Below are 22,002 nucleotides of genomic sequence, written 5' to 3'. Positions count from 1 at the left end.
TTCCAATGGCTTTAATCGCTCGAGCTCGCAAAAAGCGCAAGCCGGTCGCCGAGATGAACGTGGTGCCCTACATCGACGTGATGTTGGTGCTGCTGGTCATCTTCATGGTGACCGCGCCGATGCTCAATCAGGGCGTGAAAGTTGATCTGCCCAAGGTTTCCAGCGAAGCCTTGCCGCAGGACAACAACACCCAGGTCCTGACCATTTCCATCAAATCCGACAAGACCTACTACTGGAACCTTGGCAGCGAAGTCGACACGGACAAGCAGCAGGACCGGGCCATGACCTTGCCGCAGATGACTGACGCGGTGACCAAGATCATTCGCGTCGGCAACGAAGGCGGCAAGCACACCCAGGTCTTCATTCGCGGCGACAAATCCGTCGATTACGGTTCCGTCATGGGGGCCATGGGCGGGTTGCAGAAAGCCGGTGTCGGTAATGTTGGCTTGATTACCGAGGCGCCCTGATGCAGCAACAGCGAGAGCCGTCCGCCTCGGAAAGCTACTTCTGGCCTAGTGTCTGGGCGATTGGCTTGCACGTGCTGGTGTTCGGCATGTTGTTCGTCAGTTTTGCCTTTACCCCGGAGCTGCCGCCGGCCAAGCCGATTGTCCAGGCGACCCTGTACCAGCTGAAATCGAAAAGTCGGGCGACCACCCAGACCAATCAGAAGATTGCCGGAGAGGCGCAGAAATCTGCTGCGCGTCAGACCGAAGTCGAGCAGATGGAGCAGAAAAAGGTCGAGCAGGAAGCGGTGAAGGCTGCGGAACAAAAGAAAGAAGAGGCGGCTCAAAAGGCCGAGGAAGCCAAGAAGGCCGACGAGGCGAAGAAAGCGGACGAGGCTCAAAAGGCTGATGAAGCCAAGAAAGCCGACGACGCGAAGAAAGCCGCGCAAGCCAAGAAGGCAGAAGAGAAACAATTGGCTGATATAGCCAAGAAGAAAGCTGAAGAAGAAGCCAAGAAGGCTGCTGAAGAAGAGGCCAAGAAAGCGGCCGCTGAAGAAGCCAAGAAAAAGATCGTCGAAGACGCGAAGAAGAAAGCCGCGGAAGACGCCAAGAAGAAAGCCGAGGCTGAAGAGGCGAAGAAGAAAGTCGCCGAAGAAGCGAAGAAGAAAGCTGCTGCCGATGCTGCGAAGAAGAAATCGCAGGAAGCGGCGCGTAAATCCGCCGAAGACAAAAAGGCCCAGGCCCTGGCAGATTTGCTTTCCGATACGCCGCAGCGTCAGCAGGCCTTGGCCGATGAGCAGGGTGACGAAGTCGCCGGCAGTTTCGATGACCTGATTCGTGCGCGAGCAGCGGAAGGCTGGGCTCGTCCACCTTCGGCACGCAAAGGCATGACGGTCGTGTTGCAAATCGGCATGTTGCCGGACGGTACGGTGACTTCGGTCAGCGTGTCCAGGTCCAGTGGCGACGGTCCGTTTGACGCATCGGCTGTTGCAGCAGTGAAGAATATTGGACGTTTGACAGAAATGCAGGGAATGAAGCCGAGTGATTTCGCTCCGTATCGTTCATTCAAGATGACATTCACACCTGAGGATCTAGCCTTGTGAGAAACCTTCTTCGAGGAATGCTGGTCGTTATCTGCTGCATGGCAGGGATGGCGATGGCAGATGAGAAAAACATTCTGGTTACCAGCGGCAGCGATCGGGCGACCCCGATCGCCGTTGTACCGTTCGGCTTCCAGGGCGGTAGCGTGCTGCCGGACGACATGGCGGAAATCATCGGTAACGACCTGCGCAACTCGGGTTACTACTCGCCGATTCCAAAGCAGAACATGATCAGCCAGCCGAGCCAGGCCGGCGAAATCATCTTCCGTGACTTCAAGGCACTCGGTGCCCAGTACGTCATGGTCGGCAGCATTGTTCCGGCGGGCGGTCGCCTGCAGGTGCAATATGCACTGTTCAACGTAGCCACCGAGCAGCAAGTGCTGACCGGCAGCGTGTCGGGCGGTGTCGATCAGTTGCGCGACATGGCGCACTACATCTCCGACCAGTCGTTCGAAAAACTCACGGGTATCAAGGGTGCCTTCTCGACTCGCCTGCTGTACGTAACGGCCGAGCGTTTCTCCGAGAACAACACTCGCTACACCCTGCAGCGTTCGGACTACGACGGTGCCCGCGCCGTGACCCTGCTGCAATCGCGTGAGCCGATCCTGTCGCCGCGTTTCGCACCGGATGGCAAGCGCATCGCTTATGTCTCCTTCGAGCAGAAGCGTCCGCGTATCTTCATGCAGAACATCGACACCGGTCGCCGTGAGCAGATCACCAACTTCGAAGGCCTGAACGGTGCGCCTGCCTGGTCGCCGGATGGCAATCGCCTGGCGTTCGTGCTGTCCAAAGACGGCAACCCGGACATCTATGTGATGAACCTGGGTTCGCGTCAGATCAGCCGCGTCACCAACGGTCCTGGCATCAACACCGAACCGTTCTGGGGCAAGGATGGATCGACCATCTACTTCACTTCCGACCGTGGCGGCAAACCGCAGATCTACAAGACCAGCGCGGGTGGCGGCGGTGCAGAACGCGTGACTTTCGTCGGCAACTACAACGCCAACCCTAAATTGTCGGCTGATGAAAAGACGCTTGTCATGATTCACCGTCAGGATGGCTTCACCAATTTCAAGGTGGCGGCCCAGGATTTGCAGCGCGGTAGTGTAAAAATCCTCACTGATAGCACTCTGGACGAGTCGCCTACTGTCGCGCCCAACGGCACCATGGTAATCTACGCCACCCGCCAGCAGGGCCGGGGAGTCTTGATGCTCGTGTCCATCAATGGACGCGTAAGGCTCCCGCTTCCTACCGCACAAGGCGAAGTCAGAGAACCTTCCTGGTCCCCTTACCTGAACTGACGCGGCGCTATACGTTTTACTTAACACACTGGGGTTCATTAGGAGTTTCACGATGGAAATGCTGAAGTTTGGTAAATTTGCTGCGCTGGCACTGGCCATGGCTGTAGCTGTAGGTTGCTCGTCCAAAGGCGGCGACAATGCCGGTGAAGGCGCGGTAGATCCAAACGCTGGTTACGGCGCAAACACTGGTGCAGTTGACGGCTCCCTGAGCGAAGAAGCTGCACTGCGCGCTATCACCACTTTCTACTTCGAATACGACAGCTCGGACCTGAAGCCAGAAGCCATGCGCGCTCTGGACGTTCACGCCAAAGACCTGAAAGCAAACGGCGCTCGCGTTGTTCTGGAAGGCAACACCGACGAACGTGGTACTCGTGAGTACAACATGGCACTGGGCGAGCGTCGTGCGAAAGCCGTTCAGCGCTACCTGGTACTGCAAGGTGTTTCCCCAGCTCAGCTGGAACTGGTTTCCTACGGCGAAGAGCGTCCAGTTGCTACCGGCAACGACGAGCAGTCCTGGGCTCAAAACCGTCGCGTCGAACTGCGTAAGTAATTCGTCATGCGAACGTGCCGTCGTGCTGTAACTGTCCTGGCTCTCAGCCTCGCGCCGCTTGCGGCGTGGGCTGCGGTTCCTGTGGTCGATAATGACTCCGGCTATAACAATAGCGGGAGCAGTTATCCGCCTGCAGGTTACGGTACGAACGGCGCCTATGCCGGGGGAGGGGTTTCGACCCCTGTCTCGGCACAGGGCCAGCTGTTCAACCAACTGCAACAAATGCAGGAGCAGATCTCGCGCCAACAGGGTGTGATCGAAGAACTGCAAAATGATGTAGCGCGCATGAAGCAGGAAAGCCTGGAGCGATACCAGGATCTTGATCGGCGCATAGGAACCGGCGTTGCACCAGCCGCGACTCCTGAAAATTCTTCCACCGGTGGTGAATTGAACGCCCCCGGTGCAGCCGCAGGTGCAGCAGCTGGCGCAGCCGCCGCTCAAGCACCTGCCGCGGGTAGCGAACCGGCAGATCCGGCGAAGGAAAAGCTCTATTACGATGCTGCCTTCGACCTGATCAAGGCCAAGGATTTCGACAAGGCCAGCCAGGCTTTCGCCGCATTCCTGCGCAAATACCCGAACAGTCAGTACGCGGGCAACGCCCAGTACTGGCTGGGCGAAGTGAACCTGGCCAAAGGCGATCTGCAAGGTGCAGGTCAGGCGTTTGCCAAGGTTTCGCAGCTGTATCCCAAGCACGCCAAGGTGCCTGATTCGCTGTACAAGCTCGCTGATGTAGAGCGCCGTCTCGGTCATACCGACCGGGTCAAGGGCATTCTGCAGCAGGTGGTGTCCCAGTATCCGGGCACTTCCGCTGCTCAGCTGGCGCAGCGTGACCTGCAGAAAATGTAAGGCGGCTTGAGCCGTTTCAAAGAAACCCGCGCTTGTCGCGGGTTTTTTCGTTAGAATTCACCCCCTTTTTCTGAAACACGCTTTTTGGGATCTGCGCATTGCCGGGGTTCCTTGAAGTGCCTGACGGAGGCGGACAGCCTGTTTAGCTGTTACGCCCGTGGCGACTATGCAATACACATTGAGAATCACCGAAGTTTTCTACTCGTTGCAGGGTGAAACTCGGACTGCCGGCCTGCCCACGGTTTTTGTGCGCCTGACCGGTTGCCCGTTGCGTTGCCAATACTGCGACAGCGCCTACGCGTTCACTGGCGGAACCATTCGCACCCTCGACGACATCCTCGAGCAGGTCGCCGGTTTCCGCCCGCGTTATGTCTGTGTTACGGGCGGCGAGCCCCTGGCGCAACCCAACGCCATTCCCTTGCTCAAGCGCTTGTGCGACGCCGGTTACGAAGTGTCACTGGAAACCAGTGGCTCTATCGATATCTCGGCAGTAGATTCCCGGGTCAGTCGCGTTGTCGACCTGAAAACCCCGGGTTCGAAGGAAGCGCACCGCAATCGCTACGAAAACATCGAGCTGCTTACGCCCAACGATCAGGTGAAGTTTGTCATCTGTTCGCGGGAGGACTATGACTGGTCCGTTTCCAAACTGATCCAGTACGGTCTGGACCAGCGCGCCGGCGAAGTCCTGTTCTCGCCAAGCCACCATGATCTCAATGCCCGGGACCTGGCGGACTGGGTGGTGGCGGACAACCTGCCAGTGCGTTTGCAATTGCAGCTGCATAAATATCTATGGAATGACGAGCCGGGGCGCTGAAATGACTGAACAACTCAACACTGCTGAAAAACGTGCAGTCATCCTGCTGTCCGGTGGCTTGGACTCGGCGACCGTGGTGGCCATGGCGCGCGCCGAAGGCTACAGCTGCTACACCATGAGTTTCGACTACGGTCAGCGCTCTCACGCCGAACTGTACGCCGCCGAGCGCGTGGCGCGGGATCTGGGGGTGGTGGAGCACAAGGTGATCGGCCTGAACCTGAACGGCATGGGCGGCTCGGCGCTGACCGACCGCAGCATCGATATACCGGAAGAGCTGGGTGAGGGCATTCCTGTCACTTACGTGCCTGCGCGAAACACGGTGTTCCTGTCCCTGGCCCTGGGCTGGGCTGAAGTGCTCGGTGCGCGGGACATCTTCATCGGCGTCAATGCGGTGGATTACTCCGGTTACCCGGACTGCCGTCCCGAGTTCATCGAATCGTTCGAGCGCATGGCCAACCTGGCAACCAAGGCCGGCGTGGAAGGCAATGGCTTCCGCATTCAGGCGCCGCTGCAAAACCTCAGCAAGGCGCAGATCGTCCAGGCGGGCGTGAAGCTTGGCGTGAACTACGGGCTGACCGTTTCCTGCTATCAGGCCGACGATGATGGCCGTGCGTGCGGCAAATGCGACAGCTGCCGACTGCGCGCGGAAGGCTTTGCAGCGGCCGGAATCAGCGATCCAACACCTTATTTTTGATTATTTTCAAAATAGGTGTTGAATAGTCCTTAAAAATCAGTATTATACGCGCCACCACACAGCGGGTCGTTAGCTCAGTTGGTAGAGCAGTTGGCTTTTAACCAATTGGTCGTAGGTTCGAATCCCACACGACCCACCATTTTTAGCAGTTTTAAAAGTCTGGAAGGCCCACGCAAGTGAGGATTTCCGGATTTTTTTTTGCCTGCGATTCAAGTCCGCCTCGCTTCGGGCTGCTGCGCAAGGCGCAGGTCAGAATCATCTTTTGCATCTGTCGGATATTCTGTAGCCTTGCGCAGCTTCAACGCTGTCCGTACCTGATGAATACCCACTTTCCCGGCGGTACCCTGAAGGGTCCGGAGCCGGGTGTATACTCGACTTTCGCGCGAATGCGCTTGCAGGTCTTGCGAACATGACGCAAATATCCGAACGCCTTCTGGTTCAAGCCCACCTCGACGCCAAACAGCCCAAACCGCTGACCGCCGATGAAGAGGCTTACTACCGTGCCGCCATCGCTGCCGAGCTCAAGGCTCAGGACGCGGTGCTGGTGGCCCACTTCTATTGTGACCCTGTCATTCAGGCGCTGGCCGAAGAGACGGGGGGCTGTGTCTCCGACTCGCTGGAGATGGCCCGCTTCGGCAATGCCCATCCGGCCAAGACCGTGGTGGTCGCCGGCGTGAAGTTCATGGGGGAGACGGCCAAGATCCTCAATCCGGAGAAACGCGTGCTGATGCCGACCCTCGAAGCGACCTGTTCGCTCGACCTGGGGTGCCCGGTGGACGAGTTTTCCGCGTTCTGCGATCAACACCCGGAGCGCACGGTCGTGGTGTACGCCAACACTTCCGCTGCGGTAAAAGCCCGCGCGGATTGGGTGGTGACTTCAAGCTGTGCGCTGGAAATCGTCGAAAGCCTGATGGACAACGGCGAGACCATCATCTGGGGCCCGGACAAGCATCTGGGTACCTACATCCAGCGTCAGACCGGTGCCGACATGCTGCTGTGGGACGGTGCCTGCATCGTTCACGAAGAGTTCAAGTCCAAGCAGCTTGAAGACATGAAGGCGCTGTACCCGGATGCGGCGATCCTGGTGCACCCGGAGTCGCCGACTTCGGTGATTGAGCTGGCCGACGCCGTGGGCTCCACCAGCCAGTTGATCGCGGCGGCACAGAGCCTGCCGAACAAGACGCTGATCGTTGCCACCGACCGCGGCATCTTCTACAAGATGCAGCAGCTGTGCCCGGACAAGGTCTTTATCGAAGCCCCTACGGCGGGTAACGGCGCGGCGTGCCGCAGTTGCGCACATTGCCCGTGGATGGCCATGAACACCCTTGAGCGCACGCTCAAGGCGTTGAAAGAAGGCGCGAACGAGATCTTTGTCGATCCGGCGCTGATCCCGCAGGCGATTCGACCGCTCAAGCGGATGCTGGACTTCACCCAGGCGGCGCGGATGAAACTGGCGGGTAACGCATAAGATCTTTCAACCAAGCACAAAAAACTGTGGGAGCGAGCTTGCTCGCGATAGCGGCGTATCAGTCACCATTGAAATTGACTGACACTACGCCATCGCGAGCAAGCTCGCTCCCACAGTGGTTTCTGCGTCGGGAAATTATTTGGTCTTCTTTGGAATCCGCACAAGCCGGGTGTTGGAATACATGTCATGCCAGCTGCGTTGCTGTTTGTCGAACAGCGACCAGAAGAACCCAAGGCCAACACACAGCAAGGAAGCGATCGACACCACAAAGCGCAACAGCGCCTGCCACAGGCTGATGGATGAGCCGTCGGCGTTCTGGACGCGAATGCACCAGACCTGCATGCCCAGGGTCTGACCCGACCAGGTCCAGAATTTGGCGAAGAAGCCAAACAGTACGAACAGCAGGACTGTGGAGAGCAGGGGATCGCCGTCCAGCGCGCCGGCTTCGGTCAGGGTGCGCATCCTTTCTTCGCCGATGATCGCCATCTGGATCATCTTGTAGATGCCGCTGGTGACGATCAGCAGGGCGGTGCACAGCAGGAAATCATAGAACATGGCTGCCAGACGACGACCCAGACCAGCGGCAGGAAAGTCGCCCTGGGGAGTAAGCAGGTGTTTCGACATGGCAGGCTCTCGGCGGAAAAAGAAGCCATTTTACGGATTTGCGCGCACAAAAAAGCCCCTGATGTCAGCATCAGGGGCTTTTTCGTTACAGAAGATTAGGCTTCTGCTTGTACTTCGTCAGCCTGCATGCCTTTCTGGCCCTGCACGGCGATGAAAGTCACTTTCTGGCCTTCTTTCAGGCTCTTGAAGCCGTTGCCCTGGATGGCGCGGAAATGCACGAACAGATCCGGACCGCTTTCAGGAGTGATAAAACCAAAACCTTTCTCGTCGTTAAACCACTTGACGGTACCGCTCTGACGTTGGGACATTTCTTATTTCCTTTGACGCAAAAAATTAATGACAGTCTCCTTCTCATGAAAGAGTACTGGGGCTGGTTGCAGGAGAGTAAGAAGACGTCGAACGGGATGTAGCTAACTTGTAGGCTACTGCCCAGGTCACGATTCCAAGCGACCCATGCAAACACAGTGAACAAACTCTACGCCAACTACGGGAGAAAAAACAAGCCCTGTGAAGGCCCCGTATTTCCTCAGGTTGATGGCAAAGTCAGTCCACTAGTGGGGCCTTATACGCTAGCGCTGTTCAAATGTTTTCGATCGTTATAAGCAAAGTTCATAATCGAAGCTTAGAGCCAAACAATGCACTATTTTATGGCGGTTGCGTTACACATTAGTGCACAGTTAACGCAACCGCGTTACTTATAGGAACATTCAATCAGCCGCGATAGTAGCGTTGTGGAACAAATGGCATTTTGCTTACAAGCAAAGGCACCTTTTTCCCACGCACAATCGCCCAGACGGGTGTGTCCAGTGCGATATAGGCGCTGTCGACATAACCCATGGCCAGCGGCCCGCCCAGGGTCGGCCCGAAACCGCCGCTGCAGACGCTACCGATGATGTCGCCGGCTTCGTTGACGATCTCGGCGCCCTCGCGCACCGGTGTGCGTTCCTGCGGTAACAGGCCGACGCGCTTGCGGCTGACACCTGCCTGTTGCTGGGCGAACACGGTTTCTGCGCCAGGGAAGCCGCCGGCCCGTGCGCCATCGGCGCGACGCGGCTTGGAGATCGCCCACAGCAGGCTCGCTTCGATCGGGCTGGTGTCGGTGTTCATGTCATGCCCGTACAGGCACAAGCCCGCCTCCAGGCGCAGGGAGTCGCGGGCGCCCAGGCCGATGGCGGCCACTTCCGGCTCGGCCAGCAGGGCGCGAGCCAGTGCTTCAGCGTTGGCGGCGGGGACGGAAATTTCGAAACCGTCTTCGCCGGTGTAACCCGAGCGGCTGACAAAACAGTCCACGCCCAGCAGCTTCACGCGGGCGAACTGCATGAAGGTCATCTTCGCCACTGTAGGGGCCAGGCGTGCCAGTACCGTCACGGCAGCCGGGCCTTGCAGGGCGAGCAGCGCACGCTCTTCGAACAAAGGCTCGATCGTGCACTGCTCACCGATGTGCTTGCGCAGGTGGGCCAGGTCCTGATCCTTGCAAGCGGCGTTGACCACCAGGAACAGTTCGTCGTTGCCCAGATTGGCGACCATCAGGTCATCGAGGATGCCGCCCGTCGCATTGGTGAACATCGCGTAACGCTGCATGCCCACCGGCAGGTCGATGATGTCAACCGGCACCAGGGTTTCCAGGGCCTTGGCGGCATCGGCGCCGGTCAGGCGGATCTGGCCCATGTGCGAGACATCGAACAGCCCGGCCTGGTCGCGGGTGTGCTGGTGTTCTTTCATCACGCCCAGCGGGTATTGCACCGGCATGTCATAGCCGGCGAACGGCACCATGCGCGCGCCGAGTTCGATGTGCAGTGCGTGCAACGGGGTTTTCAACAGTTGTTCGGTGGACATATTCAGCTCCTGAAGAAGGGTGCAGATGAGCGCGCATCAGCACTCGATAATGTTGACCGCCAAACCGCCACGGGCGGTTTCCTTGTATTTGCTTTTCATGTCGGCGCCGGTCTGGCGCATGGTGCGGATGACCTTGTCGAGGGAGACGAAGTGTTGCCCGTCGCCACGCATGGCCATGCGCACCGCATTGATGGCCTTGACCGAACCCATGGCGTTGCGCTCGATGCAAGGCACCTGCACCAGCCCGCCAATCGGGTCGCAGGTCAGCCCGAGGTTGTGTTCCATGCCGATTTCCGCGGCGTTCTCCACTTGTTGCACGCTGCCGCCAAGCACCTCGCACAAGGCGCCGGCGGCCATCGAGCAGGCGACGCCGACTTCACCCTGACAGCCCACTTCGGCGCCGGAAATCGAGGCGTTTTCCTTGTACAGAATGCCGATGGCGGCGGCAGTGAGGAGAAAACGCACTACCCCGTCGTCATTCGCGCCGGGGATAAAGCGCATGTAGTAATGCAGCACCGCTGGAATGATCCCGGCCGCACCATTGGTGGGTGCCGTGACCACGCGTCCGCCGTTGGCGTTTTCTTCGTTGACGGCCAGGGCGTACAGGTTGACCCAGTCCAGCACTGACAGCGGATCGCGCAAGGACGACTCAGGGTTGCTGCACAATTGCCGATGCAGCGCAGCCGCCCGGCGCTTGACCTTCAAGCCACCGGGCAGGATGCCTTCATTACGACAACCGGCGGCGACGCAGTCCTGCATGACCTGCCAGATCTTCAGCAGGCCGGCGCGGGTTTCCGCTTCCGGGCGCCAGGCGCTTTCGTTGGTCAGCATCACCTGGCTGATCGACAGGCCGTATTTGGCGCAATGAGCGAGCAGGTCCTTGGCGCTTTTGAAGGGGAAGGTCAGGGGTGTGGCGTCTTCGACGATGCGGTCGGCGCCTGCTGCGTCCTCATCAACGACAAACCCGCCACCCACCGAGTAGTACTCGCGGCTGCGGATCTGCAAACCCGCCGCATCGAAGGCGCGAAAAATCATGCCGTTGGGGTGATAGGGCAAGGGTTTGCGAATCATCGCCAGGTGTTCTTTCTCGTTGAACGCAATGCTGTGTTCGCCGAGCAGGTTCAAGCGTGCGTTGCTGCGAATCTCTTGCAGGCGCGCAGCGACGGTTTCGGTATCCACGGTGTCCGGGTGTTCGCCTTCCAGGCCCAGCAGCACAGCCTTGTCACTGCCGTGACCCTTGCCGGTGGCGCCGAGCGAGCCGTACAGCTCGACCTTGACGCAGGTGGTGGCCGTCAGCAGCCCTTCACGGCGCAGGCCTTCGACGAAGCGTACAGCGGCGCGCATGGGACCGACGGTGTGGGAGCTGGAGGGGCCGATGCCAATCTTGAACAGGTCGAACACGCTTAACGACATGGTGGTTCTCCGGTTTCTTGTTATAGGAATTCACGGAACATAAGACTTGGCACAGATCCCTGTGGGAGCGAGCTTGCTCGCGATAGCGGTCGTTCAGTCGACATTGATGGTGGCTGTCAGTCCGTCATCGCGAGCAAGCTCGCTCCCACAGGGTTGTGGGGTGTTCTGGAAATCGGGGGCGGATCAATCCGCCCCCTCATTGGTTTAAGCGTAGCTTTCGATCGAAGGGCAGGCGCAGACCAGGTTGCGGTCGCCAAACACGTTGTCGACGCGACCGACCGGCGGCCAGTACTTGCCTTCGATCAGCGACGCAACAGGGTAAACCGCTTGCTCGCGGCTGTACGGGTGCGACCACTCGCCCACCAGTTCCTTGGCAGTGTGCGGAGCGTTTTTCAGCGGGTTGTCGTCCTTGTCCAGGGTGCCGTTTTCCACCGCGCGGATTTCTTCGCGGATGCGGATCATGGCGTCGCAGAAGCGGTCCAGTTCTTCCTTGGATTCGCTTTCGGTCGGCTCGATCATCAGCGTGCCGGCTACCGGGAACGACATGGTCGGCGCGTGGAAACCGAAGTCGATCAGGCGCTTGGCCACGTCATCGACGCTGATGCCGCTGCTGTCTTTCAATGGACGCAGGTCGAGGATGCACTCATGCGCCACCAGGCCGTTGCTGCCGGTGTACAGCACGGGATAGTGCTCTTCGAGGCGACGGGAGATGTAGTTGGCATTGAGGATCGCCAGCTGCGAAGCACGCTTGAGGCCCGCGCCACCCATCATGCGAATGTACATCCAGGTGATCGGCAGGATGCTCGCGCTGCCGAACGGTGCCGCGCAAACGGCGCCTTCCTTGCGCTCCATGTGTGCGTGGCCCGGCAGGAACGGCGCCAGGTGCGATTTCACACCGATCGGGCCAACGCCCGGGCCGCCACCACCGTGGGGGATGCAGAAGGTCTTGTGCAGGTTCAGGTGCGACACGTCGCCGCCGAACTTGCCCGGCGCGCAGAGGCCGACCATGGCGTTCATGTTGGCGCCGTCGATGTACACCTGGCCGCCGTTGTCATGAATGATGCCGCAGATTTCGCGGATGCCTTCTTCGAACACGCCGTGGGTCGACGGGTAGGTGATCATCAGCGCGGCGAGGTGCTCGCGGTGCTCGATGGCCTTGGCGCGCAGGTCTTCGATGTCGACGTTGCCACGGGCATCGCACGCGGTCACGACCACACGCATACCGGCCATCTGAGCGGTGGCCGGGTTGGTGCCGTGGGCCGACGACGGGATCAGGCAGATGTCGCGGCGGTCTTCGCCACGGCTCTGGTGGTAGGCACGGATCGCCAAGAGACCTGCGTATTCACCCTGGGAGCCGGCGTTCGGTTGCAAGGATACCGAGTCGTAGCCGGTCGCAGCGCACAGCATGGCTTCCAGTTCGTCGGTCAATTGCTGATAACCCGCGCTTTGCTCGGCCGGGGCGAACGGATGCAGGGCACCGAACTCGGCCCAGGTCACCGGGATCATTTCGCTGGCGGCGTTGAGTTTCATGGTGCACGAACCCAGCGGGATCATGGTGCGGTCCAGCGCCAGGTCCTTGTCCGCCAGTTTGCGCAGGTAGCGCATCAGCTCGGTTTCCGAGTGATAACGGTTGAACACCGGGTGGCTGAGGATCGGCGACTGACGTACCAGCGCGGCCGGGATGGCGCTCTGCACCGAGGCGGCGAGGGCGGCGAAGTCCGGCAGGGTCTTGCCGTCGGACAGCAGGCTCCACAGGGTTTCAACGTCGGCTTGAGTGGTGGTTTCGTCCAGGGACAGGCCCAGGCGTTCGCCATCGACCACGCGCAGGTTGATGCGCTGGGCGTGCGCCTTGTCGTGCAGGGCGGCGGTTTGAGCGCCGGTCTTCACGGTCAGGGTGTCGAAGAAGTTCGCTTGCTCGACGTTCAGACCCAATGCGCTCAAGCCTTTGGCCAGGATCGCAGTCAGGTGATGCACGCGATTGGCGATCTGCGTCAGGCCTTTCGGACCGTGGTACACGGCGTACATGCTGGCGATGTTGGCCAGCAGCACTTGCGCGGTGCAGATGTTCGATGTGGCTTTCTCGCGACGGATATGTTGCTCGCGGGTCTGCATGGCCAGGCGCAGGGCCGGGTTGCCGAAACGGTCTACGGAAACACCGACCAGGCGACCCGGCATGTCACGTTTGAAGGCATCCTTGGTGGAGAAGTACGCCGCGTGCGGGCCACCGAAGCCCAGCGGCACGCCGAAGCGCTGTGCGCTGCCGATGGCCACGTCGGCACCGAACTCGCCCGGTGCGGTCAGCACGGTCAGGGCCAGCAGGTCGGCTGCCACGGCGACGAGGGCGTTGGCGGCGTGGAAACGTTCGGTCAGCTCGCGGTAATCGAACAGGTCACCGTTGCTTGCCGGGTATTGCAGCAGGGCGCCGAAGAACGGCGTTACGTCGCTCAGTTCACGCTCGTCGCCAACCACCACGTCGATGCCCAGAGGCTCGGCACGGGTGCGCAGTACGTCGAGGGTCTGCGGGTGGCAATGCACGGAGGCGAAGAATTGATGGCTGCCTTTGTTCTTGCTCAGGCGTTTGCAGAAGGTCATGGCTTCGGCAGCGGCGGTGGCTTCGTCAAGCAGCGAGGCGTTGGCGATCGGCAGGCCGGTGAGGTCGCTGATCAGGGTCTGGAAGTTCAGCAGCGCTTCGAGACGACCCTGGGAGATTTCTGGCTGGTACGGGGTGTAGGCGGTGTACCAGGCCGGGTTTTCCAGCAGGTTGCGCAGGATCGGCGACGGCGTGTGGGTGCCGTAGTAACCCTGGCCGATGAAGGTCTTGAACAGCTGGTTTTTGCTCGCGATGGACTTGATCAGGGCCAGGGCATCTGCTTCGCTCAAGCCGTCTTCCAGGCCGAGGACGCTGGTGCCCTTGATGCTGTCGGGAATCACGCTGGCGCTCAGGGCTTCCAGGGAGTCGAAGCCGAGGCTGTTGAGCATGGCTTGCTCGTCACCGGCGCGCGGGCCGATGTGACGGGCGATGAATTCGTTGGCAGTGGTCAGATTGATCTGGGTCATGTCAGTGCTCCTCAGGCTTCGGCTTGGGCTTTGATCAGGCGGTCGTAGGCGTCCTGGTCCAGCAGTTGGCCGACAGCGGAGGCATCGGCAGGTTTGAAACGGAAGAACCAGCCTTCACCCAGCGGATCTTCGTTGACCAGCTCAGGGCTGCTGTCCAGCGCCGGGTTCACTTCCAGCACTTCGCCGTCCAGCGGCATGTACACGCCGCTGGCAGCCTTTACCGATTCCACGGTGGCGGCTTCGGCGCCTTTGTCGTAGGACTGCAGCTCAGGCAGTTGAACGAAAACCACGTCGCCCAGGGCGTTCTGTGCGAAAGCGGTGATGCCGACCGTGACGCTGCCGTCAGCTTCGGTGCGCAGCCATTCGTGATCTTCAGTAAAACGCAACTCGCTCATGGAAACTCCTAAGGGGCCAGACTCGTCTGGTGGACGCGATTGAATGCTTGGGCGATGCCCTGGTTATGGAGAACTACATAGCAAGAACGCGGCCAATGTTGTTTTTATTGTTATTGATCAATGATTTAGGCGGTTGTGACAAAGATAGAAATTCATTCGCTGTAGCGAAATCGATACGGCGTATGTCAATGATAAAAGCCGAGGTGGATCAAAGCCTTGCACAGCCGTGATCGGAGAGGGATGTAGCGATATCGTTCCGCTGTAGCGCTTTCAGTACAGGTGGAGGTCGTTTTTGGCGCGATTTTCAGATCAGCTGCTAACCCTGTGGGAGCGAGCCTGCTCGCGAAGGCGTAGTGTCAGGCAATATTGAAGTGACAGATCCACCATATTCGCGAGCAGGCTCGCTCCCACAATTGTTCGGTGTCAGGTCTCAGGCTTTGCCGGGAATGCCGTACTTGCGCAGCCGATGGGCAATCGCGGTGTGGGAGGTTTGCAGGCGGGTCGCCAGTTGCCGGGTCGAGGGATAGCTGACGTAGAGTTTTTCCAGCAGGGTCTTCTCGAATTCGTCCATGGCCTGTTCCAGGCTGTCGACGTCATGGTCGCCCTGGCGGGCCACCGAGGTGCCGGCGATGTCGAGGTCACCAATGTCCACCAGGCTGCTTTCGCAAATCGCCGCGGCGCGGAAGATCACGTTCTGCAATTGCCGCACGTTGCCCGGCCAGCGGTTGCCCAGCAGCGCCGGGTAAGTGCCTGGCGCCAGGCGACAGATCGGGCGCTGGATCTGCGCACAGGCCTGCTGCATGAAGTAGCGGGCCAGCAGCAGGATGTCCTGGCCGCGCTCGCGCAGGGGCGGGACTTCGACGTTGAGGACGTTGAGGCGATAGAACAGGTCTTCGCGGAACAGGCCTTCGCTCACCATTTTTTCCAGGTCGCGGTGGGTCGCGCTAAGGATCCGCACGTTGACCTTGACCTCACGGTCACCGCCGACCCGGCGAAAACTGCCGTCGTTGAGGAACCGCAACAGCTTGGCTTGCAAATACGGCGACATCTCGCCGATTTCATCGAGAAACACCGTGCCCTGGTTGGCCAGCTCCATCAGCCCTGGCTTGCCGCCGCGTTGCGCGCCGGTGAAAGCGCCGGGGGCGTAGCCGAACAGTTCACTTTCGGCGAGGTTCTCCGGTAATGCCGCGCAGTTCAACGCCAGAAAGGGTGAGCTGTGCCGGGCGCTGATGGCGTGACAGGCACGGGCCACCAGTTCCTTGCCGGTGCCGGTTTCACCCTGGATCAGCAGCGGTGCATCGAGGGCGGCCACCCGCTGGGCGCGCGCCTTGAGGGTGCGGATCACCGGGGACTCGCCGAGCAGGGCATCGAAACCTTCGGCGTGGTCATGGTGCAGTGCGGACAGGCGTTCGCCGATGCGGTTCGGTTGGTACAGGGTCAGCAGGGCGCCGGCGTCGGTGATCGGTGTGGCGTCGAGCAGGAAGGTCTGGCCATTGATGATGATTTCCCGCAGCGGCAGGCGAAAGCCGTGTTCGAGCAGGGCGTCGAGCAAGGCCGGGTCGGCAAACAGCTCGGCCACACTTTCACCATTCGGTTCGCGGCCGTACAGGGCGATCAACGCCGGGTTGGCCAGTAGCACCTTGCCGTCGCTGTCCAGTGCCAGCACCGGGTCGGTCATGGCGGCCAGCAATGCGTCGAGCTGCAAGTGCCGACGCTGGCCGGGCAGGATGTCGACCACCGTCACCGCTTGCACACCACGCACGCTGAACAGGGCATCGCGCAGTTCTTCGAGGACTTGCGGGCTCAGGGTCGGGGCGTCGATGTAAACATTGGGCGGGACCATTTCCACCGCATCCAGGTTCAGATTGCGCCCGCCAAGCAGGGCCAGGACTTCCTGGGTGATACCGACGCGGTCGATGAAGCTGACGTGGATACGCATGGGGCGGTTTTGGTTCTGCAGTGCGGAGGGTGGCAAGTATGCCTTGGGGCGGGCTAATGGTGAAATTTTGCGGGGATTTCAATAGGTCGATGATCCCCCTGTGGGAGCGGGCTTGCTCGCGAAAGCGTCGTGTCAGGCACCATCGTTGGCGACTGGTACACCGCTTTCGCGAGCAAGCCCGCTCCCACAGGGAAATGTGGGCTACTCGAATTTCTCGAGATCTATCGGGTCGCCGGATTTCATATTCAGTTGCTTGCGGATGTCTTCGAACATCAAATCGTAATGCTTGTGCACCGAGCCGATCTGGCTATGTGTCTTTGGGATACCGTACTTCTCTGCGATTTTCGTCACGTTGTTGGCAAAGTTGTAGGCCTCCTCCTTTGGCAGGAAGAAGGTCTCTGTCATCTCCTTTCCCTGCATGCTGCCATGCATGGTGAACTCGATCCCTTTGCCTTTCTTGGGATCCTGCGCGACCTTATAGTCGAGGTGCACGTTGTAGCTGACATCATCATTGGTCAGCGCGTGACGCTCGATGTGCAAGTGGCCTGGCTCAAACATTGCCATGGACGTCTCTCCTTACAAGTAAATAATGCCCGGTGTCGCCGTGCTGATGCGCGTACCGGCCTTGCCCTGGACGATCGCCTCGATGTCCGCGAGCGAGCCGATCACCGCCACTTTTCCAGTATGGCGCGCGAATTCGCAGGCTGCCTGCACCTTCGGTCCCATGGAACCGGCGGCGAAGCCGAGTTTTTCCATCTCGTCGGGGTGCGCCTGGGCGATGGCTTTTTGCGTGGGTTTGCCAAAGTCGATGAAAGCGGCGTTGACGTCGGTGGCGATCACCAGTAGATCGGCTTCAAGTTGTTCGGCCAGCAGCGCCGAGCACAGGTCCTTGTCGATGACCGCTTCGACGCCCTCGAGTTTGCCGGGCGAGGTATACATGGTTGGAATGCCGCCGCCGCCGGCGCAGATCACGATGCTGCTTTTTTCCAGCAGCCATTTGATCGGACGGATTTCGAAGATGCGCTTGGGTTTCGGGCTGGCGACCACGCGACGGTACTTGTCGCCGTCCGGGGCGATTGCCCAGCCTTTTTCAGCGGCGAGTTGTTCCGCCTCGGCCTTGCTGTAGACCGGGCCGATGGGCTTGGTCGGGTTCTTGAAGGCCGGGTCATTGGCATCGACTTCGACCTGGGTCAGCAGGGTCGCGAAGGGCACTTCGAAGTCCAGCAGGTTGCCCAGTTCCTGTTCGATGATGTAACCGATCATGCCTTCGGTCTCGGCACCGAGCACGTCCAGCGGATAGGGCGAAACCGAGGTGTAGGCCGCCGCCTGCAATGACAGCAGGCCGACCTGGGGGCCATTGCCGTGGGCGATGACCAGTTGGTTGCCGGGATGGATCTTGGCGATCTGTTCGGTGGCGATCCGGATGTTGGCGCGCTGGTTGTCAGCGGTCATCGGTTCGCCGCGGCGGAGCAGGGCATTACCGCCCAGAGCAACGACGATACGCATGGTGTCAGTCCTTCTAAGCAAAGAGGTTGCAAGCAACGCGGTCTTTCTGTGGAACCCGGACCAGTGTGGGAGCGGGCTTGCTCGCGAATACGGCGTGTCAGTCGACATCATTGTTGTCTGATACACCGCTTTCGCGAGCAAGCCCGCTCCCACAGGGGGGCGTGTTCCGTCAGAGGGAGCCGAGTCAGCCGTTAAAGATCAGCCAGCGTCGACACCAGAATCGCCTTGATGGTGTGCATGCGGTTTTCCGCTTGCTCGAAGGCGATGCAGGCCGGCGACTCGAACACGTCATCGGTCACTTCGATGCCGTTGCTCAGGTGCGGGTACTGCTCGGCAATCTGCTTGCCGACCTTGGTATCACAGTTGTGGAACGCCGGCAGGCAGTGCATGAACTTGGTGCGCGGGTTGCCGGTGGCTTTCATCAGTTCGGCGTTGACCTGATACGGCAGCAGTTGCTGGATGCGTTCGGCCCAGGCTTCAACCGGTTCGCCCATCGACACCCAGACATCGGTGTGGATGAAGTCGACGCCCTTGACCGCCGCTTTCGGGTCTTCGGTGAGGGTGATGCGCGCGCCGCTTTCTTCACCGTACTGTTTGCAGCGGGCGACCAGGTCGTCTGCCGGCCACAGGGCTTTTGGCGCGCAGATGCGCACGTCCATGCCGAGCTTGGCGCCGATCAGCAACAGCGAGTTACCCATGTTGTTGCGCGCGTCGCCGAGGTAGGCGTAGCTGATTTCGTGGATCGGTTTGTCGGCGTGTTCACGCATGGTCAGCACGTCGGCGATCATTTGTGTCGGGTGATACTCGTCGGTCAGGCCGTTGAACACCGGTACGCCGGCGAACTTGGCCAGCTCCTCGACGATTTCCTGCTTGAAGCCACGGTACTCGATGGCGTCGTACATGCGCCCGAGCACGCGGGCGGTGTCCTTCATGCTTTCCTTGTGGCCGATCTGCGAAGAGTTCGGGTCGATGTAGGTGACGTTGGCGCCCTGGTCATAGGCGGCGACTTCAAACGCGCAGCGGGTGCGGGTCGAGGTTTTTTCGAAGATCAGCGCGATGTTGTTGCCCTTGAGATGCTGCTGTTCGGTGCCGGTGTACTTGGCACGCTTGAGGTCGCGGGACAGGTCGAGCAGGTAGCGCAATTCGCGAGGGGTGTGGTGTTCCAGGCTCAGCAGATTGCGGTTATGGATGTTGAACGCCATTTTGGATCTCCTAAGGTGTCGGTTATCCCCTTGGCCCGAACTCGGTAAGTGCGGGCCAAGGTAATAGGTTAGTAGTCGATCGGATCGCGGATGATCGGGCAGGTCATGCAGTGGCCGCCGCCCCGTCCCCGGCCGAGTTCGCCGGCGCTGATGGTGATGACCTCCACCCCGGCCTTGCGCATCAGGGTATTGGTGTAGGTATTGCGGTCGTAGCCGATGACCACGCCCGGCTCCACGGCCACCACGTTGTTGCCGTCGTCCCATTGCTCGCGTTCGGCGGCGAAGCTGTTGCCGCCGGTTTCCACCACGCGCAACGCTTTGAGGTTGAGGGCCTGGGCGACGGTGTCGAGGAAGTTGGTTTCTTCGCGTCGGATGTCGATGCCGCCTGCCTTGCTTTCATCGGGACGCAGGGTGAAGGCGACAATCTGGTTCACCACTTCCGGGAAAATCGTGACGAGGTCGCGATCGCAGAAGCTGAACACGGTGTCCAGGTGCATCGCCGCGCGGGATTTCGGCAGGCCGGCGACTATCACTTTCTCCACGGCCTTGTTCTTGAACAGGTTCACCGCCAGTTGGGCAATGGCCTGGCGCGAGGAGCGTTCGCCCATGCCGATCAACACCACGCCGTTACCGATGGGCATCACATCACCGCCCTCAAGGGTGGCGTTGCCGTGGTCCTTGTCCGGGTCGCCGTACCAGATCTGGAAGTCGGCGTTGGTGAACTCGGGGTGGAATTTGTAGATGGCGGTGGTCAGCAGGGTCTCCTGACGGCGCGCCGGCCAGTACATCGGGTTGAGGGTGACCCCACCGTAGATCCAGCAGGTGGTATCGCGGGTGAACTGGGTGTTGGGCAGCGGCGGCAGGATGAAGCTTGAGTGGCCGAGGAAATCGCGGAACATCTCGATGGCCTTGCCGCCGAAACTGGTCGGTAAGTCGTCGCCCGATACGCCGCCGATCAGGAACTCGGCGATGTGACGTGGCTCCAGGCTGCGCAGCCACGACGCGGTTTCGTTGATCAGGCCCAGACCCACCGAGTTGGCGGTGATCTTGCGTTCCAGAATCCAGTCCAGGGCTTCGGGGATGGCGACGATGTCGGTCAGCAGGTTGTGCATTTCCAGCACATCGACGTTACGTTCGCGCATCTTGGTGACGAAGTCGAAATGGTCGCGCTTGGCCTGGGCCACCCACAGCACATCATCGAACAGCAGTTCATCGCAGTTGTTCGGGGTCAGCCGCTGATGGGCAAGGCCTGGGGAGCAAACCATGACTTTGCGCAGTTTGCCGGCTTCGGAATGGACGCCGTACTTAACTTTTTCCGTGGTCATTACAGTGATCCTCCAGATGACAAAACAATTGCATTACAGGGTCAGGAAGCCGTCGTAGAGACCGTAGGCCGCCACCACGGCGCCGACGACCACCGCAGCGAAAATCAGCTTCTCGACGTTGGTGAAAACCGGTTTGTCGATTTCCAGCTTGGCCTTGGCGAACAGGATCACGCCGGGGGCGTAGAGCAGGGCGGACAGCAGCAGGTATTTGGTGCCGCCGGCGTACAGCAGCCAGATCGCGTAGACCAGGGCCACGGCGCCGATGATGAGATCTTTCTGCCGACCGCCTGAGGCGCCCTCGTAGGTTTCGCCCCGCACGGCCAGCAGCAGTGCGTAGGCAGCCGACCACAGGTACGGCACCAGGATCATCGAGGTGGCGAGGTAGATCAGCGACAGGTAAGTGCTGGCCGAGAACAAGGTGATGATCAGGAAGATCTGCACCATGGCGTTGGTCAGCCACAGGGCATTGACCGGTACATGGTTGGCGTTTTCCTTGCGCAGGAATGCCGGCATGGTGTGGTCCTTGGCAGCGGCGAACATGATCTCCGCACACAGCAGCACCCACGAGAGCAACGCCCCCAACAGCGAGATGATCAGGCCGACGCTGATCAGCACTGCGCCCCAGTGGCCGACCACATGCTCCAGCACCGCCGCCATCGACGGGTTCTGCAATTTGGCCAGTTCCGGCTGGGTCATGATCCCCAGCGACAGCACGTTCACCAGCACCAGGAACAGCAATACGGTGACAAAGCCGATCACGGTGGCTTTACCCACGTCGCTGCGTTTTTCCGCCCGGGCCGAAAAGATGCTCGCGCCTTCGATGCCGATGAACACCCACACGGTGACCAGCATCATCTTGCGCACCTGATCCATCACGCTGCCCAGGTCCGGGTTCTTGAGGCCCCAGATGTCAGCGGTGAAGATGTCCAGTTTGAAGGCGAACAACGCGATCAACATGAACAGCACCAGCGGCACGATCTTGGCGACGGTGGTCACCAGGTTGATGAACGCTGCTTCCTTGATGCCTCGCAATACGAGGAAGTGCACGGCCCACAGCAACACCGACGCACCGATTACCGCGGCGACGGTATTGCCTTCACCGAAAATCGGGAAAAAGTAGCCGAGGGTGCTGAACAGCAAGACGAAGTAACCAACGTTGCCCAGCCAGGCACTGATCCAGTATCCCCAGGCGGACGAGAAGCCCATGTAGTCGCCAAAACCGGCCTTGGCGTAGGCGTAGACCCCGCCGTCCAGGTCGGGTTTGCGATTGGCCAGGGTCTGGAACACGAACGCCAGGGTGAGCATGCCGACGGCGGTGATTGCCCAACCGATCAGAATGGCGCCGACATCGGCACTGGCGGCCATGTTTTGCGGCAAGGAAAAGATCCCGCCACCAATCATCGAACCGACGACTAATGCAACCAGTGCGCCGAGTTTGAGTTTTCCGGGAGCTTCAGACATTGCATGACTCCAATGCAGGAGAAGAGAG

General features: G+C 60.0%; 20 protein-coding genes and 1 tRNA gene. 9 read left to right on the top strand and 12 right to left on the bottom strand.

The features are described from left to right. Positions 1-14 precede the first annotated feature (14 nt). The 9 genes from tolR to nadA all read left to right on the top strand — a co-directional run bounded on the left by tolR (position 15) and on the right by nadA (position 7,216). Entirely contained in the window at positions 15-467 is a 453-nt protein-coding gene (gene tolR, locus KSS91_RS22985; RefSeq protein WP_172435709.1) for a protein TolR, read from the top strand. Further along, complete coding sequence (gene tolA, locus KSS91_RS22980; RefSeq protein WP_217836211.1) at positions 467-1,546, top strand: cell envelope integrity protein TolA; 1,080 nt, start codon at positions 467-469, stop codon at positions 1,544-1,546. Before tolR ends, tolA begins: the two co-directional genes overlap by 1 nt. A gap of 17 nt (positions 1,547-1,563) precedes the next feature. Continuing rightward, the gene (tolB, locus tag KSS91_RS22975; protein ID WP_162831820.1) at positions 1,564-2,844 is read left to right on the top strand and encodes a Tol-Pal system beta propeller repeat protein TolB; all 1,281 of its coding nucleotides are present in this window, start codon (positions 1,564-1,566) and stop codon (positions 2,842-2,844) included. A 52-nt stretch (positions 2,845-2,896) separates the two neighbouring features. Then, on the top strand, positions 2,897-3,394 hold the full coding sequence (pal, locus tag KSS91_RS22970; protein ID WP_003178634.1) for a peptidoglycan-associated lipoprotein Pal: 498 nt from the start codon (positions 2,897-2,899) through the stop codon (positions 3,392-3,394). Between the two features lie 6 nt (positions 3,395-3,400). Beyond that, a complete protein-coding gene (ybgF, locus tag KSS91_RS22965) occupies positions 3,401-4,240 on the top strand; it encodes a tol-pal system protein YbgF (protein ID WP_015096597.1) in 840 nt (279 codons plus the stop codon). Between the two features lie 166 nt (positions 4,241-4,406). Continuing rightward, a complete protein-coding gene (gene queE / locus KSS91_RS22960) occupies positions 4,407-5,054 on the top strand; it encodes a 7-carboxy-7-deazaguanine synthase QueE (protein WP_217836210.1) in 648 nt (215 codons plus the stop codon). A gap of 1 nt (position 5,055) precedes the next feature. Further along, on the top strand, positions 5,056-5,748 hold the full coding sequence (gene queC / locus KSS91_RS22955; protein ID WP_095965386.1) for a 7-cyano-7-deazaguanine synthase QueC: 693 nt from the start codon (positions 5,056-5,058) through the stop codon (positions 5,746-5,748). Between the two features lie 63 nt (positions 5,749-5,811). Then, positions 5,812-5,887: transfer RNA gene (locus tag KSS91_RS22950), tRNA-Lys, on the top strand. 270 nt (positions 5,888-6,157) lie between these two features. Further along, positions 6,158-7,216, top strand: a complete 1,059-nt coding sequence (gene nadA, locus KSS91_RS22945) for a quinolinate synthase NadA (RefSeq protein ID WP_007995624.1) — start codon at positions 6,158-6,160, stop codon at positions 7,214-7,216. A gap of 135 nt (positions 7,217-7,351) precedes the next feature. Here the strand turns inward: nadA and KSS91_RS22940 are convergent, their stop codons facing one another. The 12 genes from KSS91_RS22940 to arcD all read right to left on the bottom strand — a co-directional run bounded on the left by KSS91_RS22940 (position 7,352) and on the right by arcD (position 21,974). Further along, positions 7,352-7,840 carry an RDD family protein gene (locus tag KSS91_RS22940; RefSeq protein WP_015096594.1) on the bottom strand — a complete coding sequence of 163 codons (489 nt, stop codon included), beginning with the start codon at positions 7,838-7,840 and terminating at the stop codon, positions 7,352-7,354. A 95-nt stretch (positions 7,841-7,935) separates the two neighbouring features. After that, positions 7,936-8,148 (bottom strand): cold-shock protein, encoded by a 213-nt coding sequence (locus KSS91_RS22935; RefSeq protein WP_007977299.1) that lies wholly within the window; start codon positions 8,146-8,148, stop codon positions 7,936-7,938. 403 nt (positions 8,149-8,551) lie between these two features. Next, entirely contained in the window at positions 8,552-9,676 is a 1,125-nt protein-coding gene (gene gcvT / locus KSS91_RS22930) for a glycine cleavage system aminomethyltransferase GcvT (RefSeq protein WP_217836209.1), read from the bottom strand. 36 nt (positions 9,677-9,712) lie between these two features. Beyond that, a complete protein-coding gene (locus KSS91_RS22925) occupies positions 9,713-11,089 on the bottom strand; it encodes an L-serine ammonia-lyase (protein WP_015096592.1) in 1,377 nt (458 codons plus the stop codon). Positions 11,090-11,293: 204 nt separating this feature from the next. After that, the gene (gene gcvP / locus KSS91_RS22920) at positions 11,294-14,146 is read right to left on the bottom strand and encodes an aminomethyl-transferring glycine dehydrogenase (RefSeq protein WP_217836208.1); all 2,853 of its coding nucleotides are present in this window, start codon (positions 14,144-14,146) and stop codon (positions 11,294-11,296) included. A gap of 11 nt (positions 14,147-14,157) precedes the next feature. Continuing rightward, on the bottom strand, positions 14,158-14,541 hold the full coding sequence (gene gcvH, locus KSS91_RS22915) for a glycine cleavage system protein GcvH (protein WP_007977291.1): 384 nt from the start codon (positions 14,539-14,541) through the stop codon (positions 14,158-14,160). A gap of 430 nt (positions 14,542-14,971) precedes the next feature. Beyond that, complete coding sequence (gcsR, locus tag KSS91_RS22910; protein WP_217836207.1) at positions 14,972-16,480, bottom strand: transcriptional regulator GcsR; 1,509 nt, start codon at positions 16,478-16,480, stop codon at positions 14,972-14,974. A gap of 201 nt (positions 16,481-16,681) precedes the next feature. Continuing rightward, complete coding sequence (locus tag KSS91_RS22905) at positions 16,682-17,044, bottom strand: DUF5064 family protein (RefSeq protein ID WP_217836206.1); 363 nt, start codon at positions 17,042-17,044, stop codon at positions 16,682-16,684. Between the two features lie 12 nt (positions 17,045-17,056). After that, positions 17,057-17,986, bottom strand: a complete 930-nt coding sequence (gene arcC / locus KSS91_RS22900; RefSeq protein WP_007977288.1) for a carbamate kinase — start codon at positions 17,984-17,986, stop codon at positions 17,057-17,059. 191 nt (positions 17,987-18,177) lie between these two features. Continuing rightward, positions 18,178-19,188, bottom strand: a complete 1,011-nt coding sequence (locus tag KSS91_RS22895) for an ornithine carbamoyltransferase (RefSeq protein WP_007974406.1) — start codon at positions 19,186-19,188, stop codon at positions 18,178-18,180. Positions 19,189-19,256: 68 nt separating this feature from the next. Beyond that, positions 19,257-20,513, bottom strand: coding sequence for an arginine deiminase (arcA, locus tag KSS91_RS22890; protein WP_126047255.1), 1,257 nt, complete (start codon positions 20,511-20,513; stop codon positions 19,257-19,259). A 33-nt stretch (positions 20,514-20,546) separates the two neighbouring features. Next, the gene (gene arcD, locus KSS91_RS22885) at positions 20,547-21,974 is read right to left on the bottom strand and encodes an arginine-ornithine antiporter (protein WP_217836205.1); all 1,428 of its coding nucleotides are present in this window, start codon (positions 21,972-21,974) and stop codon (positions 20,547-20,549) included. Positions 21,975-22,002 lie beyond the last annotated feature (28 nt).

Origin of the sequence: Pseudomonas azerbaijanorientalis, assembly GCF_019139795.1 — a bacterium.
Taxonomy (GTDB): Bacteria; Pseudomonadota; Gammaproteobacteria; order Pseudomonadales; family Pseudomonadaceae; genus Aquipseudomonas; species Aquipseudomonas laurylsulfatiphila.
The sequence above is the reverse complement of the archived record's forward strand: the minus strand, read 5'-3'. Positions and strand labels throughout refer to the sequence as shown.

Coding starts and splice junctions, on each gene's coding strand:
- arcA (WP_126047255.1), bottom strand. CDS start 20,513: ATGACCACGGAAAAAGTTAAGTACGGCGTCCATTCCGAAGCCGGCAAA.
- KSS91_RS22925 (WP_015096592.1), bottom strand. CDS start 11,089: ATGTCGTTAAGCGTGTTCGACCTGTTCAAGATTGGCATCGGCCCCTCC.
- gcvP (WP_217836208.1), bottom strand. CDS start 14,146: ATGACCCAGATCAATCTGACCACTGCCAACGAATTCATCGCCCGTCAC.
- pal (WP_003178634.1), top strand. CDS start 2,897: ATGGAAATGCTGAAGTTTGGTAAATTTGCTGCGCTGGCACTGGCCATG.
- gcvT (WP_217836209.1), bottom strand. CDS start 9,676: ATGTCCACCGAACAACTGTTGAAAACCCCGTTGCACGCACTGCACATC.
- ybgF (WP_015096597.1), top strand. CDS start 3,401: ATGCGAACGTGCCGTCGTGCTGTAACTGTCCTGGCTCTCAGCCTCGCG.
- KSS91_RS22935 (WP_007977299.1), bottom strand. CDS start 8,148: ATGTCCCAACGTCAGAGCGGTACCGTCAAGTGGTTTAACGACGAGAAA.
- queE (WP_217836210.1), top strand. CDS start 4,407: ATGCAATACACATTGAGAATCACCGAAGTTTTCTACTCGTTGCAGGGT.
- tolA (WP_217836211.1), top strand. CDS start 467: ATGCAGCAACAGCGAGAGCCGTCCGCCTCGGAAAGCTACTTCTGGCCT.
- tolB (WP_162831820.1), top strand. CDS start 1,564: ATGCTGGTCGTTATCTGCTGCATGGCAGGGATGGCGATGGCAGATGAG.
- arcC (WP_007977288.1), bottom strand. CDS start 17,986: ATGCGTATCGTCGTTGCTCTGGGCGGTAATGCCCTGCTCCGCCGCGGC.
- gcsR (WP_217836207.1), bottom strand. CDS start 16,480: ATGCGTATCCACGTCAGCTTCATCGACCGCGTCGGTATCACCCAGGAA.
- gcvH (WP_007977291.1), bottom strand. CDS start 14,541: ATGAGCGAGTTGCGTTTTACTGAAGATCACGAATGGCTGCGCACCGAA.
- KSS91_RS22905 (WP_217836206.1), bottom strand. CDS start 17,044: ATGGCAATGTTTGAGCCAGGCCACTTGCACATCGAGCGTCACGCGCTG.
- KSS91_RS22940 (WP_015096594.1), bottom strand. CDS start 7,840: ATGTCGAAACACCTGCTTACTCCCCAGGGCGACTTTCCTGCCGCTGGT.
- arcD (WP_217836205.1), bottom strand. CDS start 21,974: ATGTCTGAAGCTCCCGGAAAACTCAAACTCGGCGCACTGGTTGCATTA.
- queC (WP_095965386.1), top strand. CDS start 5,056: ATGACTGAACAACTCAACACTGCTGAAAAACGTGCAGTCATCCTGCTG.
- nadA (WP_007995624.1), top strand. CDS start 6,158: ATGACGCAAATATCCGAACGCCTTCTGGTTCAAGCCCACCTCGACGCC.
- KSS91_RS22895 (WP_007974406.1), bottom strand. CDS start 19,188: ATGGCGTTCAACATCCATAACCGCAATCTGCTGAGCCTGGAACACCAC.